This is a genomic window from Lyngbya sp. PCC 8106, from assembly GCF_000169095.1.
In the GTDB taxonomy this organism is placed as follows: domain Bacteria; phylum Cyanobacteriota; class Cyanobacteriia; order Cyanobacteriales; family Microcoleaceae; genus Capilliphycus.
Genome location: NZ_AAVU01000002.1, coordinates 109,824 through 128,901, shown reverse-complemented (window position 1 = coordinate 128,901; position 19,078 = coordinate 109,824). Strand labels below are relative to the sequence as shown.

13 protein-coding genes and 1 pseudogene are annotated in these 19,078 nt (G+C 40.4%); 6 read left to right on the top strand and 8 right to left on the bottom strand.

The window, feature by feature from the left end:
- Positions 1-162: 162 nt before the first annotated feature.
- Positions 163-822 (bottom strand): SDR family oxidoreductase, encoded by a 660-nt coding sequence (locus tag L8106_RS01655; protein WP_009782419.1) that lies wholly within the window; start codon positions 820-822, stop codon positions 163-165.
- Between the two features lie 136 nt (positions 823-958).
- Here L8106_RS01655 and L8106_RS01650 point away from each other — a divergent pair, with 136 nt between their 5' ends.
- The gene (locus tag L8106_RS01650) at positions 959-1,687 is read left to right on the top strand and encodes a DUF1997 domain-containing protein (protein ID WP_009782418.1); all 729 of its coding nucleotides are present in this window, start codon (positions 959-961) and stop codon (positions 1,685-1,687) included.
- A gap of 130 nt (positions 1,688-1,817) precedes the next feature.
- On the opposite strand, the gene L8106_RS01645 is transcribed toward L8106_RS01650, so the two are convergent.
- On the bottom strand, positions 1,818-2,288 hold the full coding sequence (locus L8106_RS01645; RefSeq protein ID WP_009782417.1) for a DUF4079 domain-containing protein: 471 nt from the start codon (positions 2,286-2,288) through the stop codon (positions 1,818-1,820).
- A gap of 200 nt (positions 2,289-2,488) precedes the next feature.
- Here L8106_RS01645 and L8106_RS01640 point away from each other — a divergent pair, with 200 nt between their 5' ends.
- The 3 genes and pseudogenes from L8106_RS01640 to L8106_RS29250 all read left to right on the top strand — a co-directional run.
- Entirely contained in the window at positions 2,489-3,883 is a 1,395-nt protein-coding gene (locus L8106_RS01640; RefSeq protein WP_009782416.1) for an ankyrin repeat domain-containing protein, read from the top strand.
- 575 nt (positions 3,884-4,458) lie between these two features.
- On the top strand, positions 4,459-9,090 hold the full coding sequence (locus L8106_RS29255; RefSeq protein ID WP_009782415.1) for a choice-of-anchor D domain-containing protein: 4,632 nt from the start codon (positions 4,459-4,461) through the stop codon (positions 9,088-9,090).
- Positions 9,091-9,416: 326 nt separating this feature from the next.
- Positions 9,417-13,406 (top strand): annotated as a pseudogene (locus tag L8106_RS29250) (choice-of-anchor D domain-containing protein); the annotation flags it as partial.
- A 130-nt stretch (positions 13,407-13,536) separates the two neighbouring features.
- On the opposite strand, the gene L8106_RS01620 reads toward L8106_RS29250, so the two are convergent.
- The 5 genes from L8106_RS01620 to L8106_RS01600 all read right to left on the bottom strand — a co-directional run bounded on the left by L8106_RS01620 (position 13,537) and on the right by L8106_RS01600 (position 16,243).
- Positions 13,537-13,782 (bottom strand): type II toxin-antitoxin system HicB family antitoxin, encoded by a 246-nt coding sequence (locus tag L8106_RS01620; RefSeq protein ID WP_009782413.1) that lies wholly within the window; start codon positions 13,780-13,782, stop codon positions 13,537-13,539.
- A complete protein-coding gene (locus L8106_RS01615) occupies positions 13,757-14,020 on the bottom strand; it encodes a type II toxin-antitoxin system HicA family toxin (RefSeq protein WP_009782412.1) in 264 nt (87 codons plus the stop codon). Before L8106_RS01615 ends, L8106_RS01620 begins: the two co-directional genes overlap by 26 nt.
- Positions 14,021-14,052: 32 nt before the next feature.
- Positions 14,053-14,622 carry a T4SS efffector SepA family protein gene (locus L8106_RS01610; RefSeq protein WP_039895314.1) on the bottom strand — a complete coding sequence of 190 codons (570 nt, stop codon included), beginning with the start codon at positions 14,620-14,622 and terminating at the stop codon, positions 14,053-14,055.
- Positions 14,623-14,875: 253 nt separating this feature from the next.
- Entirely contained in the window at positions 14,876-15,154 is a 279-nt protein-coding gene (locus tag L8106_RS01605; protein ID WP_009782410.1) for a hypothetical protein, read from the bottom strand.
- A gap of 162 nt (positions 15,155-15,316) precedes the next feature.
- Positions 15,317-16,243, bottom strand: coding sequence for a hypothetical protein (locus L8106_RS01600; protein ID WP_009782409.1), 927 nt, complete (start codon positions 16,241-16,243; stop codon positions 15,317-15,319).
- A 183-nt stretch (positions 16,244-16,426) separates the two neighbouring features.
- Between L8106_RS01600 and hemC the strand changes: the two genes are divergently transcribed.
- Positions 16,427-17,392: a hydroxymethylbilane synthase gene (gene hemC / locus L8106_RS01595; RefSeq protein ID WP_009782407.1), complete on the top strand. Its 966-nt coding sequence runs from the start codon at positions 16,427-16,429 to the stop codon at positions 17,390-17,392.
- Positions 17,393-17,628: 236 nt separating this feature from the next.
- Positions 17,629-18,381 (top strand): glycoside hydrolase family 108 protein, encoded by a 753-nt coding sequence (locus L8106_RS01590; RefSeq protein WP_009782405.1) that lies wholly within the window; start codon positions 17,629-17,631, stop codon positions 18,379-18,381.
- 187 nt (positions 18,382-18,568) lie between these two features.
- Here L8106_RS01590 and L8106_RS29245 read toward each other — a convergent pair whose 3' ends face one another.
- Positions 18,569-19,018: a hypothetical protein gene (locus tag L8106_RS29245; protein WP_156803554.1), complete on the bottom strand. Its 450-nt coding sequence runs from the start codon at positions 19,016-19,018 to the stop codon at positions 18,569-18,571.
- Between the last annotated feature and the right edge of the window lie 60 nt (positions 19,019-19,078).

Below are 19,078 nucleotides of genomic sequence, written 5' to 3'. Positions count from 1 at the left end.
TCTCGACACATAGAACCGCAGGGCTTGCGGGGATAGTCTGTGGAGCGAACGTAAGACCATAAAACTCAGAATCGGGTAGAGGCTGTTGCTATGAAGCAGAAACAGGGCATTGTGAAGTTTAGGAATCTTCTCCCTAAAGGGAGGAGAGGATGTCAAGAAGTTTTAAACGACACTAGCGAACAACTGCTCAAAAGAAGGTTGAGTTCCTTCCGGTTTGGCAATAATCTCAACAATTTTATTACGAGCCGCCGGGATAGACAACGCTTCAACACAAACCTCAGCCACCTTAGTCCGGGGAATACTCCCGTCAAACAGGGTATCGGCGGACTTCATCACAATCGCATCTTGATTGTCTTCATTCTTGAGACCTCCCGGACGAACAATGGTGTAGGTTAAACCACTTTGACGGATGTAGTCTTCAGCTTGCTTCTTCCAAACCAGAATCAACCAAAACAGATTGAGAGGGTGAAACAACTGCGAGACACACAACGAAGAAACCAAAACAAAATGTTCTATGCCCTGTTGTTTGGCCACGTCTACGAGATTTTTCGTACCTTCATAATCTATTTTATACGGCCCGGTCGGATCAAAGCTCGGGCTAGCTCCTGTGGCACAGAATAACACCGTACTGTCTGCGATCGCCGCTTTTAAACTTTGAGGCTGAAGAACGTCTCCTGTAACCAATTCAGCCTCACTCGGAAGAATTTTTCGAGCCGTTTCTAGGTCGCGAACTAAGGCTCGCACGGGAACATTTTGTTCCACCAGTTGTCTGACAATTCGGCGACCTGTTTGACCTGTTGCACCCGCTACAAATGCTTTCATCATTCGTTATCCTGTTCGGTAGATGAATATGCTGAGTATAGAAGTTAAACTGTATCAGGGTCAATTTCAAAAGTTCAGTATATTCATGGTAGCGGTCAGACGTTAACAAGAGGCATCCTAGAGTTAGGCAGATTAAATGGCAGGAGAACCCACGATGCACCAAAATTCAGTTAACCTACAATCTCACGCGATCTCTGAGGAATTTTTGAGTTTTCCTCAAGCTGAACCCATCGATAGAGTAGGATTAGAGCAAGTAGAACCGACATGGTTCTACACCCGCTTTGAAGATTGTATGGAAATGTATGCCAACCTAGATACGGTTGCGGAATATCTCAGCAATCATCGGGGTTGGTTTTGTCGCTGTGCGGAACCCATGCAAACTCAGCCCATTGGAGAGAATGCTTATGACTTACTCATTGGTCGTTTTGGCTCCTTTGGCTATCAGGTTGAGGCTCGGATTGGCTTAGAGTTACTTCCCCCTGATGAACAGGGAATCTATCGCATTCGCAGTGTTCCTGTTCCGGGCTATACTGCTCCAGGATATGAAATTGATTTTCAAGCCACAATGAAATTAGTGGAATTGCCGATTGATGAATTTTGTCGAGAACAGAAAATCAAGCCAAATCAACGTCCATCCGCAATTACTGGGGCGCAATGGACGCTAGATTTATATGTTGGGGTGAAGTTTCCCAAATTTGTTCGAGCAATGTCTGAGTCTCTGATTCAAAAAACAGGCGATGGACTTCTCGCTCAAATTGTTAAGCAAGTCTCCAGACGCTTAAGTTACAAAACCCAGATGGATTTTCATACGACTGAGAATATTCCCTTTCTAACTCAAGGAAAGCGTAAAAAAGGCGTAGGTTGAGATCCAGTGACAATCACACAGAAGAAGGCAAAAGGTAAAAGGCTCTTGAAACGTAGATTGTTCTTCGGTGTTCCTTTCCCTCTTTGCCTCTTACTGAAGATTAGCCGCAGTTTCAGTCAAAAATCAAAATCTACATTTTGCTGATAATCCGTTGAAGAATTTCAATTCCAGTTAGGGCTTGCCAGCTAAATAAAGCAAGTAATGTCACATTGAGAGCAATATGAGTATATCTGGCCCAATCAAATCCTTTTTGCATCCAGGGGGTTAGAGAGGCTGAAATGGCAATCATACCTGTCATTCCTAGCCCAGCGAGTAGATGAGGGCCGACGAATAATTTCTGATTGTTGATATAGGTAACTGCCATTCCTCCAATCGTACCGGACACCATAAATGCCAGTAACAGAGAGCCAACCTGATGGTGTTTGAGATTAAATTTACCTTTGATTAATTCTTTTTTGACCTCACCTTCGGCACTGCGGGTGCGGCGAATTTGAATCCCCAGATACAGCGCATAAACGGTCAGGGCGAGCAAAATAAACATTAAAACGGGATGAAAAAAGTTAAGCCAAGGTTTGACAGACTCGGGAATGGGTAACTCCATAGTATTATCTAGTTGCGTTAAGAAACTTCATAAAAGTTAGCATAACAGTCTTTACCGTGACCAGTCACCAGTGTTAAGGGGATTGACGGTTTTTGAGAGTTCCTGGGAATATGCAAGGTGTATATTAAATTGCGTAACTCTGCGATCGCGAGGGTATTTGTGCAGTCGGTCTTTAACGACGAGTGGGATGAGAGACATTCATGGGTTCTACAACACAAGACAGTACACTAATTCGAGCCGTTAAGACGGGAAACCTGATTCATACTCGCGCCTTACTCGCCAAAGGAGTCAACGCCAATGCTAAAGATCAAGATGGTGTTACGGTTTTGATGCTTGCGGCTCGTCAGGGTTATACCGACATCGTAGAAATTTTATTAGACAAAGGAGCATCTGTTAACTACACCAGCAAACGCTATGGCTTAACGGCTTTGATGTTGGCTGTTGCTCATGGCAAACTGGACACTGTGGAGTTGTTGTTAGCGCATGGCGCCAATGTGAATGCGACGAACCCCACCGGAAGTACACCGCTGATGGTGGCTTGCTTAAAGGGAAATGTCAACGTGATCCGGTTGCTCTTAAATGCGGGTGCTGATGTTCATCTGCGGGATAATCAACACCAAACTGCTTTTTCTCTGGCGTTGTCAGGCCAACATTGGCAGGGAATTAAAGCTTTACTCGAAAGCGGAGTCGGGAGTCGAGAATTTGTTTCTACTTTGTTGAGCGAAGCGATACAACAGCAAAATCTGCAACTTATTCAAGTGATTGCTAGTGTCGGGATTGATCTGAACCTCCCGAATGATCGCGGTGAAACTCCCCTGATGCAAGCGGTAGACTTGAATCATCTCGAAATTGTCAAAACTTTAATTCAATTGGGTGCAGAGGTCAACACCAGTACAGAGGAGGGATTTACAGCACTGATGGCTGCCGCTGCTTCGGGAAATGTGGCGATCGCTTCTCAACTTTTAGATGCGGGTGCTGATGTCGCAGCTCACGATCAAGATGGAGAAACGGCTTTACATTTAGCAGTAGTCGAAGAATATGCCTCGATGGTTGAGCTTCTCCTGAGTCGAGGAGCGGATGTTACGGTTGCTAATAAACTCGGGGATACGCCTGTTATGGTGGCGTTATTACAGGGTTATCGCTTGATTTGTACTGCTCTTTTACAACGGGTTTCCCCTGAAAATCTTTCCTCTCTCCTGACGACTAAAATTTTAGGGGAAACGGCTCTGACTCTGGCGACGCTGCACAATGATCTCGATACGGTGAAGGCGTTATTAAAGGCGGGTGCGGATGTGAATGTTTCGGGTGAGGGAGGAAAAACAGCATTGATGAAAGCAGCAGAACGGGGATATACTCAGGTTTTACGGGAGTTTGTGGCTTCAGGAGCGCTGGTTAACCAGCAAGATGAGGTGGGAGCAACGGCATTGATGTGGGCGGCTCACCGAGGGCATTTAGAGGCTGTACAGGCTTTAATTGAGGCGGGCGCTGAGGTGAATCTGAAAAATCAAGGCGGATGTACGGCTTTGATGTTGGCAGAATTTCAAGGTGATCAAGCGATCGCAAAACTGCTCAGAAAAGCAAAGGCTATAGACTAATTTTTATGATTTTAAGAGTGAATTAGGAGATGATCTGCGGATTTTTGCAGAAGAATTGGTTTTAAATAAACCTATAAAATCCGTAAATTTCCTGAGGGCATTTCTCCCCGGTATCGGTTATTAATAGAGATAGGACTCAAAAAGACAACCTAAACTCAGTTTAGGTGTTGATGGTGCACTTCTATGGTCAATCATTGAGTCGTGTAGGATTGACACTTTCTGATGGTGGCTGGGTGAAAGTGTCAACCTACTTATTTCTTAATTATTGCTCAGGGCGATCAAACGTTAGAACTTAATTTTCAGGGTTTCCAAGGGTGTATCTACCTTCAATTTGACTCTTGGAGACTTTTGAATGATGATTATTTGCTCTAAATTTAACTTCAAACCAAAGTAGATATTTTGTTTCTCTCTGCTGGAGGAGCGACAATAAGGTTGATCTTACCTGACTATTTACTGCTTAGGCTTATTTGTGTTTTTTTGTCAGAAAATTTATCTAAAAAATGGCTAAAATTTTAGCCTGAATTGATTACTCCAGGGACGTATCTACCAATACAAACCCTCTTGGAGTATCAACAATGTTCTCTTCATTTTGTGTTGATAAAATTGCCGACAACTATGACAATTATCAATCTGTAACACTGGTCTTTATCGATGCTAGTTTAGAATCTTATCACGATTTGGTAGCTGGAGTAAATAAAAATGCAACTGTTATTATTCTCGACTCTCAGCAAGATGGTATTCAGCAAATTACTGAAACACTAAAAAACCATCAACTTCAGTATCAGACAGAAATTGATGCCATACATATTCTATCTCATGGTCATCCGGGTTGCTTATTACTCGGTAACACCGAACTCAAACTTGAAACTATTACTCGGTATCAAAATCAGTTAAAAAATTGGCACATTTATCTTTCTAAAACCGCCAATATTCTACTTTACGGGTGTCAAGTCGCGGCGGGAATAGGTTCAGTTTTTGTTCAAAAACTCAGCCAACTGACTGGCGTTAATATTGCAGCTTCAACAGATATTATTGGTGATTTTAAGCAAGGAGGAAGCTGGAATTTAGACTATAAAATCGGAGAAATTCAGGCAAATTTACCGATTAACTCTGATACTTTAACCGCTTATCAGGGGATTTTAATCTCAACCGTTTTCACCGTTGACAATATTAATGATAGCGGAGTTGGTTCATTAAGGCAAGTCATTTCCCTCGCTCAACCCGGAGATATTATTCAATTTGACCCAAGTTTAGCTAACCAAAAAATCACGTTAACTAGCGGTGAATTAGAAATCAATAAAAATCTTATCATTGATGGTGTAAATGCTACAGGTTTAACTCTAAGTGGAAACAATATCTCCCGCATTTTTCATCAACAGCCTGACACCACATTTACCTTAAAAAATATCAAAATAGCCGATGGCAATGCAAATGACCAGAACGAACTTTTAGGCGACAGAGGGGGTGGTATTTTTGCAGAAAAACGGACAAATATTACCATTGAAAATGTTGAATTTGAAAATAATACAGCCGGAGAAGGGGGTGCATTAACCGTTTATCACTTAAGTAAAGCTATTGTTAAAAATAGTCGTTTTACCAATAATGATGGAACTCTCAGTTTAAGTGAACAGGGAGGCGGCGCTATTCATGTTCGAGATGTAGAACTAATTGTAGAAGACAGTATTTTTGAGAACAATAAAGGTATTAATGGTGGTGGAATTAACAGCCTCGCCAGTTGGTTAACGGTCAAAAATTCTCAATTTATTAATAATGATACTACAGCAGGAGGCCCAATTGGCCCCAACACAATGGGTTATGGAGGAGGTATCTATACCGATGGTTTAAAAGTGACCTATCCCGACGGAAGTCAAACAGGAGGTACAGCCTTAATTCAAAATAGTTACTTTCAGGGAAATATTGGTGCGGGTAGTGGTGGTGGTGCATTTTTGTTTGGTTATGATAATGACCAAATTTTGATTGACAATAGTCGTTTCTCTCAAAATACTGTTATCGCCGATAGTCGAGGAATTGGTAATGGTGGTGGACTGAGAACAGGAAATGTTGCTTTAGCTACGATTAAAAACACCACCTTTGATGACAATTTAGCTATTAGTGGAGGTGGGGTTTGGATTGATGTTAGGTCAACTCAATCTAACATTATTAATAGCACATTTTCAGGAAACAAAGCCGAACACCCGACTGGAGATGCTTATGGGGGTGCAATGACCATTCAGTCCCCGACTAATATTACCAATACCACCCTTGTCAATAATACATCACAAGGAATAGGCGGCGGAATTTTTAGTTGGGACCCCGATAATATTATTCCAATTACCGTTAGCAATACTATTTTTGTCGATAATTCTGCTAACGGAAATGATTTTACTCATCATAGCAGTCGTCAGCTAATTGATGGTGGAAATAACTTACAATTTCCAGGCTTAACAACTCATCCAAAATCAGAATTTGTTACACCAAATATTCTAGTTGCTGACCCTCAATTAGATACATTACAAGAAATTAATGGAATATGGGTTCATCCTTTACTGGCTGGAAGTTCAGCGATAGATGCGGGAACAAATACAAATGCACCAACCACAGACCAACTGGGTCAAACTCGTCCGTTAGATGGAGATAATAACGGTGTAGCAACTGTTGATATTGGGTCTTATGAATATCTGTTTCCCACTCCTGAAATAGACGTTGTTCAAAATACGACTAATATAATAGATAACACCTCGTTTGACTTCGGAACTTCGACGGTTGGAACTGCTGTTAGTAAAATATTCACTATCGAAAATAACGGAACTGCTGAGTTAACCCTTTCCGACTTAACACTTCCCACCGTGTTAACTTTAGTTGGAACTTTTCCAACAACTATTGCTGCGGGTTCTCAAGGAAGTTTTGAAGTTCAACTTGATACAACTATCGCTAATACTTTCAACGGAGAACTTTCTTTTACAACTAACGACACCGATGAAAACCCGTTTAACTTTATGGTTTCTGCGGTGGTTGCTCCCAACCCAATTCCTGAAATAGACGTTGTTCAAAATACGACTAATATAATAGATAACACCTCGTTTGACTTCGGAACTTCGACGGTTGGAACTGCTGTTAGTAAAATATTCACTATCGAAAATAACGGAACTGCTGAGTTAACCCTTTCCGACTTAACACTTCCCACCGTGTTAACTTTAGTTGGAACTTTTCCAACAACTATTGCTGCGGGTTCTCAAGGAAGTTTTGAAGTTCAACTTGATACAACTATCGCTAATACTTTCAACGGAGAACTTTCTTTTACAACTAACGACACCGATGAAAACCCGTTTAACTTTATGGTTTCTGCGGTGGTTGCTCCCAACCCAATTCCTGAAATAGACGTTGTTCAAAATACGACTAATATAATAGATAACACCTCGTTTGACTTCGGAACTTCGACGGTTGGAACTGCTGTTAGCAAAACCTTTACTATCCAAAATAACGGAACTGCGGAATTAACCTTTTCTAATTTAACACTTCCTACCGGGTTAACTTTACTGGGAAGTTTCCCAACAGTTATCGCTGCGGGTTCTCAAGGAACTTTTGAAGTTCAACTCGATACAACAGTTGCTAATAGCTTGAATGGTGAACTTTCTTTTACAACTAACGACACCGATGAAAACCCGTTTAACTTTGCGGTTGCTGGTGTTGTTGCTGTTAACCCAATTCCTGAAATAGACGTTGTTCAAAATACGACTAATATAATAGATAACACCTCGTTTGACTTCGGAACTTCGACGGTTGGAACTGCTGTTAGCAAAACGTTCACTGTACAAAATAACGGAACTGCGGAATTAACCTTTTCTAATTTAACACTTCCTACTGGGTTAAGTTTAGTGGGAACTTTCCCAACCGTTATTGCTGCGAGTTCTCAAGGAACTTTTGAAGTTCAACTTGATACAACTATCGCTAATACTTTCAACGGAGAACTTTCTTTTACAACTAACGACACCGATGAAAACCCATTTAACTTCTCAATTTCTGGTGTAGTTAACTCAGAACCTGTTCCTACACCTGTTCCCACACCCGAACCTGTTCCTACTCCTCAACCAACCCCAACACCTCAACCAACCCCAACACCAACACCCGAACCTGTTCCTACTCCTCAACCAACCCCAACACCAACACCCGAACCTCAACCAACCCCAACACCAACACCCGAACCTCAACCAACACCCGAACCTCAACCAACACCTGACGACATAAATATTGACTGGGAATGTCGAACCATTCCAGAAATTACACCTAACCCAAATTCCGTTGTTCAAACCATCAATACTGCTGATAGTGAACCGACATTAGGAACAGTTGAAAATGACGAAATTAGAGGAGATATAAATGTCAATACTCTCTTTGGAATGGAGGGAAATGATAATATTTATAGTCAAGATGGCGATGATTTAATCTTTGGAAATCAAGGCAATGACCACATCGATACAGGTTTAGGAAATGATAGCATTTATGGCGGTAAAAATAATGATGCTGTTTGGGGTCAAGATGGAAATGATATGATTTGGGGGAATTTAGATTCAGATTCTCTCATGGGAAGTTCTGGAAATGATAGCATTTATGGCGGTCAAGAAGATGATTATCTTTGGGGTGGACTAGGAGAAGATTGGCTGTTTGGTGATATCGGAAATGATGTCGTTAGTGGGGGTGATGGCAATGATAACGTGTTTGGAAATAAAGGAAATGACGAATTATTTGGTAACTCGGGAAATGACACCATTTTTGCAGGTAAAGATAATGATAGCATCTGTGGAGGTAATGATCAAGATTTACTGTTTGGAAATTTGGGTGCGGATTTAATTCGGGGTGGTGAAGGAAACGATAGTTTATATGGAGGTCAAGAAAATGATACGTTAACTGGGGGAAATGGGAATGATTTAATTAGTGGTGATTTGGGAAATGATTTGTTAATTGGGGGTGAGGGAGAGGATACATTTTTAATAAGTTCGACAACAGAAAAGGATAGAATTGCTGATTTTGTTATCGGTCAAGATAAAATTGCACTAACAGGTAATTTAACCTTCGACCAACTGAGTCTAAATTTAACACAAAACTCCACTGTTATTACTCTAGAAAGTACCGGAGAGGAGTTGGCAATATTAACCGGAATTTTACCCGCTCAAATCAGTTCTAGTGATTTCACTCAATTTAGTTTCTAATTCTAGAATCTGTTCAAGTCTTGACGACTAAAATTCATCCAAGGGTGTATCTACTTATCTCTCTACTTGAATTGAGGTTTCAGAAACTGGATAAAAAGTTGCATAAATCCGCATGGTTCCCAAGTTTTGTAAAGACTTTATAAAGTTTATAAAAATCATCCAGCCAAATTTTAATTCAATAAATTTTGATGAATATTATCTCCGGAAACTGTTTGATTTGATAGAAATATGAAATAGAAATTAAAGGGAGTTAATCAATAAAAAGTAGATGAAACTCTTTTTTATTTATTCTTTTGGACAACTCAGGACAAGTAAAAATGGCTGAACTTATTGTTATCAATAATAATGACTCTGGAATCGGCTCACTGCGAGATACAATAATTAATGCACAAGCTGGAGATATCATTACTTTTTCTCCGAACTTACAAGGGGGAAATACGGTCACTCTCACAACAGGTGAAATAGAAGTTATTGTCGGAAAAGATCTAATTATTGATGGTTCAGCGAATCCTAACCTCGTCATTAACGGAAACAACACCTCTCGGATTTTTAACCTCCAATCTACTTCGGTTAACCCAACTGAACTAACTCTAAAAAATCTAACTCTAAGCAATGGTTATACCAATGAAAGAGGGGGAGCAATTATAACCGAACATCAAGGTATTTTAAATATTGATAATGTTACCTTTAACGATAACGTTGCCGATACAGGTGGCGGCGCAATTTTTAGTGCTTTTGAAGGCAATCTCACCGTTAATAATAGCCAATTCAATCGTAATAAAGCGGTTGCAGGAAATGACGAACGGGGAGCAGGAGCGATTGCGTTTTGGGGGCCGAATAATATCACCGTTACCAATAGTGATTTTATTGATAACGAAGGAATTAATGGTGCTGCAATCAACAGTTTAAATGGTAAACTTACCATTGATAACTCTAACTTTGTCAATAACAAAACAACCGCAGCTTTTTATGATACTGATAAAGCTAGACCATTTTTAAGAGGATTTGGGGGTGCCATCTATACTGACAGAGCAAGTACCGGAAGTGATGCAACTTCAGGAACAATTCGCATTACTAACAGTGTATTTGAAGGAAATCAAGGACGAGGCGAAGGTGGTGCAGCCTATCTTTATACCGGAACTCAAGACAACGTAATTATCCAAGATAGCATTTTCAAAGACAATAAAATTATTGAACTTCCTAACGGAGGTAATAAAGGAAATGGTGGTGCAATTGTTCAGATGAATAATGGATTAAATAAAGGCTTTGATGTCATTAATACTGCCTTTATTAATAACACCGCTAGTAGTCAAGGAGGAGCCATCTGGATGATGAAAGCTCCTACTACTATTACAAATAGTACCTTTTCAGGAAACCAAGCCGAATCTTTAACGGTTCAAGGAAATGGGGGAGGATTAGCATTATACGGCCCTACTGATATCACAAACTCAACTTTTGCTAATAATTATGCAGGTTGGGTTGGTGGTGGAATAACTGCGTCTTCAGATGCAGAAGTTAAAGTTAAAAACACTATTTTCTACAATAATACTGCTGACAATGGGTTAAATGATTGGGATATTAAACAACAAACAGGAAGTGAATTAATCGACCTCGGTGGTAATATTCAATGGCCATTACATAAAGATAAAGCGACCACAAATGTCACATTTACTGATGCCAAACTCGATACTCTACAAAACATTAACGGCACTTTTATTCATCCTCTCTTAGAAGGAAGTTCCGCGATAGATGCAGGTGCTTCTGTTACCTTAACCACTGACCAACGAGGTCAAACTCGTCCCGTTGATGGCGATAATAATGGGACTTCAGAGGTTGATAGTGGTGCTTTTGAATTTGTTAGTATTCTTCCCCTTCCTGAAATAGACGTTGTTCAAAATACGACTAATATTGCCGATAACACAGGAACTTTTGATTTTGGAACAACAACCGTTGGAACCGCTGTTAGCAAAACCTTCACTATCGAAAATACCGGAACTGCTGACTTAACTCTTTCCGACTTAACGCTTCCAACCGGGTTAACTTTAGCGGGAACTTTCCCAACCGTTATTGCTGCGGGTTCTCAAGGAACTTTTGAAGTTCAACTTGATACAACAGTTGCTAATAGCTTGAATGGTGAACTTTCTTTTACCACGAATGATAGCGATGAAAACCCGTTTAACTTTGCTGTTTCTGGTGAAGTGACAACCAACCCTGTTCCCGAAATATCCGTTGTTCAAAACACGACTAATATAATAGATAACACCTCGTTTGACTTCGGAACTTCGACGGTTGGAAGCGTAGTTAGCAAAACCTTCACTATCGAAAATACCGGAACTGCTGACTTAACTCTTTCCGACTTAACGCTTCCAACCGGGTTAACTTTAGCGGGAACTTTCCCAACCGTTATTGCTGCGGGTTCTCAAGGAACTTTTGATGTTCAACTTGATACAACTGCTGCGAATACTTTTAACGGAGAACTTTCTTTTACCACGAATGATAGCGATGAAAACCCGTTTAACTTTGCTGTTTCTGGTGAAGTGACAACCAACCCTGTTCCCGAAATATCCGTTGTTCAAAACACGACTAATATAATAGATAACACCTCGTTTGACTTCGGAACTTCGACGGTTGGAAGCGTAGTTAGCAAAACCTTCACTATCGAAAATACCGGAACTGCTGACTTAACTCTTTCCGACTTAACGCTTCCAACCGGGTTAACTTTAGCGGGAACTTTCCCAACCGTTATTGCTGCGGGTTCTCAAGGAACTTTTGATGTTCAACTTGATACAACTGCTGTTAATAACGTTACGGGAGAACTTTCTTTTACAACTAACGACACGGATGAAAACCCATTTAACTTTGCGGTTGCTGGTGTTGTTGCTGTTAACCCAATTCCTGAAATAGACGTTGTTCAAAATACGACTAATATAATAGATAACACCTCGTTTGACTTCGGAACTTCGACGGTTGGAACTGCTGTTAGCAAAACGTTCACTGTACAAAATAATGGAACTGCGGAATTAACGCTTTCAGACTTAACACTTCCCACCGGGTTAACTTTAGTCGGAAACTTCCCAACAACAATTGCTGTGGGTTCTCAAGGAACTTTTGATGTTCAACTTGATACAACTGCTGTTAATAACGTCACGGGTGAACTTTCATTTACAACCAACGATAGCGATGAAAATCTATTTAACTTTGCTGTTGCTGGTGTAGTTAACTCCGAACCTGTTCCCACACCCGAACCTGTTCCCACACCTGAACCTACACCTGAACCTGTTCCCACACCCGAACCCGAACCTACACCCGAACCTACACCCGAACCTATTCCCACACCCGAACCTACACCTGAAGATGACTGTAATTGTGAACCCTTCCCCAGTTTTGATATTGAAACCAGTTTCCAAGTCAACACAATTCAAAATATTCAAAATGGTACTCTAGGGTCAGAAACCCTAATGGGAAGCGCCGATAACGACGAACTTCATGGTTTTGGGAGTAATGATACCCTGTTTGGAATGGGAGGTGATGACAACCTCGAAGGAGAAGCAGGTAATGATGTGTTATTCGGTTCCCAGGGAAATGATGTTATCAACGGTAACTTTGGTTTAGATACCCTTTACGCGGGAAAAGACAACGACATCTTATTTGGTGGAGATAACGCCGACCATATTTGGGGAGATATTGGCGCCGATAGTATTAGTGGTGGAAACGGAAACGACTTGTTATTTGGAAATACCGAAGATGACTTAGTATTTGGTGATGCGGGTGAAGATACTCTTTTTGGTGGTGTTGGAAATGATAGCCTTGATGGAGGAGATGGCGACGACGAACTTTATGGAAATATTGATAATGACTCCGTTAATGGGGGGACTGGAAACGACACAATTTTTGGCGGAAAACAAAATGATACGCTTTGCGGTGGTGAAGGAAATGACCAACTATTCGGTAATTTAGAGGCTGATATTCTTACGGGTTGCGAAGGAAATGATAGCCTGTTTGGAGGGAAAGATAATGATAGTCTTTCCGGCGGAAGTGGCGATGATTTTGTTAGCGGAGACTTGGGAGATAATACCCTCACCGGAGGAAGCGGAAATGATACTTTTGTCATTGGTTCGGGAAGCGACTTTTTGCTTGACTTTGCTAACGGAACTGATAAACTGTTATTAGTAGAAGGATTAACTTTTGAACAGTTAGCGATCGCGCAAGATACCGATTCAACTGTTATTCGGATTGCCGACACTAATGAATTAATTGCCACGTTAAACGGGGTTGATGCTGCCGTTATCAGTGCAGATGATTTCGTAACTCTGTGATAAGTTAAACTCGGTTCAATAACTTCAAATAGTAGGTTGGGTTGAATGAAGTGAAACCTCAAAATTCTCTCAGAGTCTTGGGTCTCGTTAACTCGACACCAACCTACAGATAAATAAGTTTCAGTTTTTATCACTTTGATACGGTAGAGGGAAGGGGAATTTCATCGCCCAATTCATAAGCGGTTTCTATCCATAAACGCTTCGCATCTGCAATATTTTCCATAATTTCCTCAATCGTTTCGCCTTGAGTCAGACATCCCGAAAGATCTTTAATTTCTGCTACATATCCTCCCTCTGGTTCAGGATAAAGGGTAATTGGATAGGGTAAATTCAGATAATAATCCAGTGATTCACGTTTCGTCTTGATGTTCTGCATACCATTTCTCTAGCTCTAGAAAATATACAATTTGTTTAATGTATGTTCTTTTAACCATTTTACCACCTGTTTTAGGGACAACTAAATTCTGACCCTGAGCATTCCTGAAAATATGATGGCTACCACTAGAGCGAATTTCTTGATATCCGAATGCGTTTAGTAAAGAGTATACTTCAGAAAATCTAAGCTCTGATGGCTCAGATAAAAAACGTTTGACCAGCTTAGTTAACTTTGTCATCAGCTTTGCTCTGTAAGAACAAACAATAACTTTTAATCAGGACTCCAACTCAATAATCCTTTACCTCTTGGAATTTCTGCTTCGGGTTTATCTAGCCACTCAAAATATATAGAAATTGGAATCTCTAATTTTTTGGCTATTGCTAATATTCCTTCCCAAGATGTATTGGCATCAACATTTTGTATAGAAATACCGATTTCTGGAACGTAGTAGAAACCTTTATCGTTATGTTCACCTTGTTTTATATTAAAGGTGGTAATCATTTGTAGCGCGTCAAATTTTCTAGCTTTTTTCATGCCTAACAAATGTATTTCGCGCACTATTTTATTCCAGTTTGGTTTCGACAAAGCAGAATTTCCTATGATAGCTTTATTAACCCTAGAAAATTTTAGATTGGGCGGTGTTTCTGGGTCAAATCTCTTTATATTGAAATCTTCTTCTATGAAGGTTTCTGGTTGTTGAAATATACTATCACTTTGATAGTTTTCTTCATAAAAATCTAGTAACCGTTCAATAACACTAGCAGGAGTATCCGTCAACGGTTCTGCAATTTCCTGTAACCTCGTAAAAATTTGATTAGATATCCGAATCACTTTACTCATACTCCATCCGTAAATACTATGTAACATAGTAACAAAGTAACATAAATACTGTCAAGATGGACTGTGCTGCATCCCTTGATATCATTGCAATAGACCTGAAAGATCTAACTTCGAGTCATCGACCTGATATTTATTGACAAAATAATCAATACAGGTCGTAGGTTGGGTTAAACAAAGTGAAACCCAATAATCCTCTCAGAATATTGAGTTAACTAAACTCAACACCAACCTACAAATAAATTAGTTCCGTTTTTTAGAACTCAGAGTTACAAATTGCATCCCCATCATTAAAATAATGATTTTGTAAACATTCTAATTCTTGAATCTTCTCATCTTTAGTTCGGATAAGCATTTCCAAATGTTTAATCTGTTCTTTCAATTCTTTAAATTCCTGACTAGAAATGAGAACAAGTTGACCGAATTCAGACAAAAACTGCTTGAAGTCATCAATGTTCATTGGAATTAACACCAACGGAACCAAAGCAAACGAATCCGATTGCTCGACATTTCCAGCAAAATTTGGTAGACTCATAATACTCCCTTCCAGCTTAACTGGATATAAGTTAGATATCTGTCTAACCTCTGCTAATTCTGCATATACAGATAGTTAAGCTATTGAGATTAGGCTTGATTCTTCCAACTTAGTACGGACTTATAGACGATAGAATAAGTGTGATCCAGATGTGAAGTTTTGTTAAGGCTTGCAATAAGTTCCACCTTTCTCACAGCCATAAAGTCTTTCTCCGTTCATCCATTGATAGGAGTGAAGTTTTTTCCATGTTGGTGACTCACGTTTACGAAAAGCAGTGAAACTGATAGAACTTAGTTCAATTACAGATTTACCATATTCTATTAACTTCTTAATCAGATTTCTGTTTCTCCAATTGGGTTCAAATATCATTAAAATGCAGCATGAGAAAATAGTTAATTCTTTCCAAGAATAGGTCATTTGTTGATTTTTGATATAATGCGTAAAATCTTTTAAGTTCTGTTCCGAATTTTTAGGGGGATCTTCAAAATTGAATGGTGTTTTATTTAGCGGATTATAGTTAATAAACAATTTTTTGAGTATGTTTATGATTTTTTTGGATTCATAAATTGAGACATCATAGTATGGTTTTAGACAGTCTTTGAATAATAAATCTGTGTCTTCGATTAAGATTTCACAAAATAAATCTTCGGGAGAATTAAAGGTATATTCTTTCTGAGATATTTCCCAAATAAATCTTTGAAGTAAGACAGCTTTTTTGTTGGATTTATCTTGACTCCATAACTCTAAAATACAAGGGAGTAAAAAGTGAAAAACCATAACATAGTCTTCCCCAAGTTGTACAACTTCCCACAATATTTTATAATGTTTAGCAACTGCTATAAGAGATTTTTGCTTAATTGGATCAAGACCTTGCTGTTCACAAAACTGCTCAAATCGAGACGCTTCTAGAGATTCTTTAGGACTAAACTGAGTTCTAAAAGCTTTTGCAACAAAAATAGAACTTTTTCTCATTTGATGCCAATACTGCTTTTGATCTTCAGTTAAATCAATGCTGAGAAAGGAATCACTCGGTAAATTTTCTATCAGTTGAGCAAATTTATCTACCGTCTCATTATCTGTTTTAACCACGTTAAATTCCTCTGAATGTCAATTTAAAACGTTAAATACAGCTTTCCTTACACTATAAAGGCTGATAACAGATAAGTGTTAAGGATAGTTACTAATTTTTCGGCAAACACCAACCGACGTCCCCCGTTGCGGTACGCTAAAGAATGGACAAAAAACCAACGATAACAAGCGATCGCACACAGCATGACAACCGTATCTGCCCCCACTCGAACCGTTCGGATCGGTTCACGCAAAAGTCAACTCGCACTCGTCCAAACCTATTGGGTGCAAGCCGAACTCAAAAAGCACTTCCCGGATATCGAATTTGAAGTGCATACCATGTCTACTCAAGGCGATAAAATCTTAGATGTCGCCCTCGCTAAAATTGGGGATAAAGGACTGTTTACCAAAGAACTCGAAGTCGGAATGCTCAACCATGACACCGACATCGCCGTTCACTCCCTCAAAGATCTTCCGACAAATCTCCCCGAAGGATTAATGTTAGGATGCGTCACCGAACGGGAAAACCCCGCAGATGCCTTAGTTGTTCACGAAAGACACAAAGACAAACAACTAGAAACCCTTCCCCAAGGTGCGGTTATCGGGACATCTTCTCTACGGAGACTCGCCCAACTGCGTCACCATTTTCCCCATTTAGAATTTAAAGATATTCGCGGCAACCTCAACACTCGCCTCGAAAAACTCGATGAAGGCGGCTATGATGCCATTATTCTCGCAGTAGCTGGACTCAAACGCTTGGGAATGGGCGATCGCATTCATCAAACCATTTCCCCTGATGTCTCCCTACACGCAGTCGGACAAGGGGCTTTAGGAATAGAATGTCGGGATGGGGATGAAAATATATTAGAAATCCTCAAAGTCTTAGAACATACCCCCACAGCCCAACGTTGTCACGCTGAACGTGCTTTTTTACGCGAATTAGAAGGCGGTTGTCAGGTTCCCATCGGGGTGAATAGCGAAGTCGAAAACAACCAACTGACGCTGATTGGAATGGTTGCCAGTTTAGATGGAAAACGCCTAATTCGAGATACGGTTAGTGGTGAAACAACCAACGCCGAACAGTTAGGAATTGATCTCGCTCATCGTTTGAGAGAACAAGGCGCTAAAGAAATTTTAGATCAAATCTTCGCTGAGATTCAACGGCAGTAATTAGGGAACAGGGAACAGGGAACAGCGCTTGCCTTGCGGCCCGGCGCGGTTTCCGGCGAGAGCAAAGTTTGCAATCTTAGGGAACAGGGAACAGTATTTACTTTTGCATGAGCACCTTTTGCATGAGCGCCTTTTGCATGAGCGCCTTCGGTGTAAACTGTTTTATAAGGATTAGGAGGGAAAAATGAGGAATTAGAAAGAACGATAACAATATCTTTTCTAACTCCTCACCCAACATGACTGAAAAACTTGATCCGTTTTTGACAGCCCTCCAGTTTACCCTGAAGTGGGAAGGCGGGGGCGGACATCCCCAAGATTTGGGCGGTATTGTTCAATATGGCATTACCCAAGCCACGTTTGACACCTATCTTCGCCGTCAAGGTTTACCTTTAAAATCAGTTATAGATATTACTGCTGAGGAAGTCGAACAAGTCTACTTAGAGATGTATTGGAAACCCTCAAAAGCCGACTTAATGATTTTACCTCTGGCTGTGGTTCATTTTGATACTGCCGTTAATTTTAGTGTTAGAGGAAGCCTTGAATTTTTACAAGAAGCCTTGGGGGGATTAGTAATTGATGGACGTTTTGGCCCCAATACCCAAGCCACTTTAGAACAGAATAACAGCTTAGAAACAGCCCAACGTTATTGTCAAGCTCGGATTAATTATCGCTACCAACGAGTTCAAGTCAACGCTTCTCAGGAAATCTTTCTAGAAGGATGGCTAAAACGAGATCGGGATCTACTCAGTTATATCTCGCAACTGCAAGAAAATCCAGAAACTCAAACCCCTACTCCCAGTCAACCGATTTCAGGCAATTGCCCAACTCCTGAAATTGTAGACAAACTAGAGCAAGCGATCAACTTACTCCAAGACGTATTAGATCAACTCAAGGAGTCGAAAGTTATAGCGCAACGCGGGCGGGAACAGGGAACAGGGAACAGGGAACAGGGAACAGAAGAGATAAATGCCTATAGTGCAAGGCTTTGAGCAATTTCTTACAATGGCGATCTGTAAATAGACGACTCGCGACTTGCTATAAATCGTCCTCCTCAGAAATCCGATCCGGCTATTGAGAAGAAAAAGTAACAAATGTCAGAAAATCTAGAAAAATATACAGATTCAGGAAAAAGTCTCCCCAATTTCTCAAACCCTCTCCTCATGGGAGGTTTACAGCCTAATTTCCCGCTTTTCTTTGACTTAAATCTGATTTACAAGTCTCTAAAATTTGACGATCCGCTTGACTTACAGATTCAATCGGGTAAAATCCCTCTAGTGAAACACGCATATCGGCTCCCCCGGAAGTGGAAGCAGCCACAACTGAGGGATTAAAGCCAATCTCATAAGGATGCGTTTCCTGAGTGTAAGTATCGACAACAGTTAAAGCTAACCCATTGCCTTGAGGAGTTCCCCAAAAACAATCAAACGAAGAATGCGGCATATAAAAAGCACCCATCATCCGACCCTGGTTGATCTCAAACACCATGTAAGCTTGGCCTATTTGATCCCGTTGGGGAGATTGACCATAGAGGTAAACCCCATTGTCAAGAAAACCTGTTCCTTGTTCAAAAGACTGAGCAACTACAGTCGTGGGTTGGAACCCATTCGTCAGATTAGCTCGCGCCATCTGCATCTGCAATGGACTATTCAAAAAACTAATTATTAAAAGAAATAAAAAATTGATAGG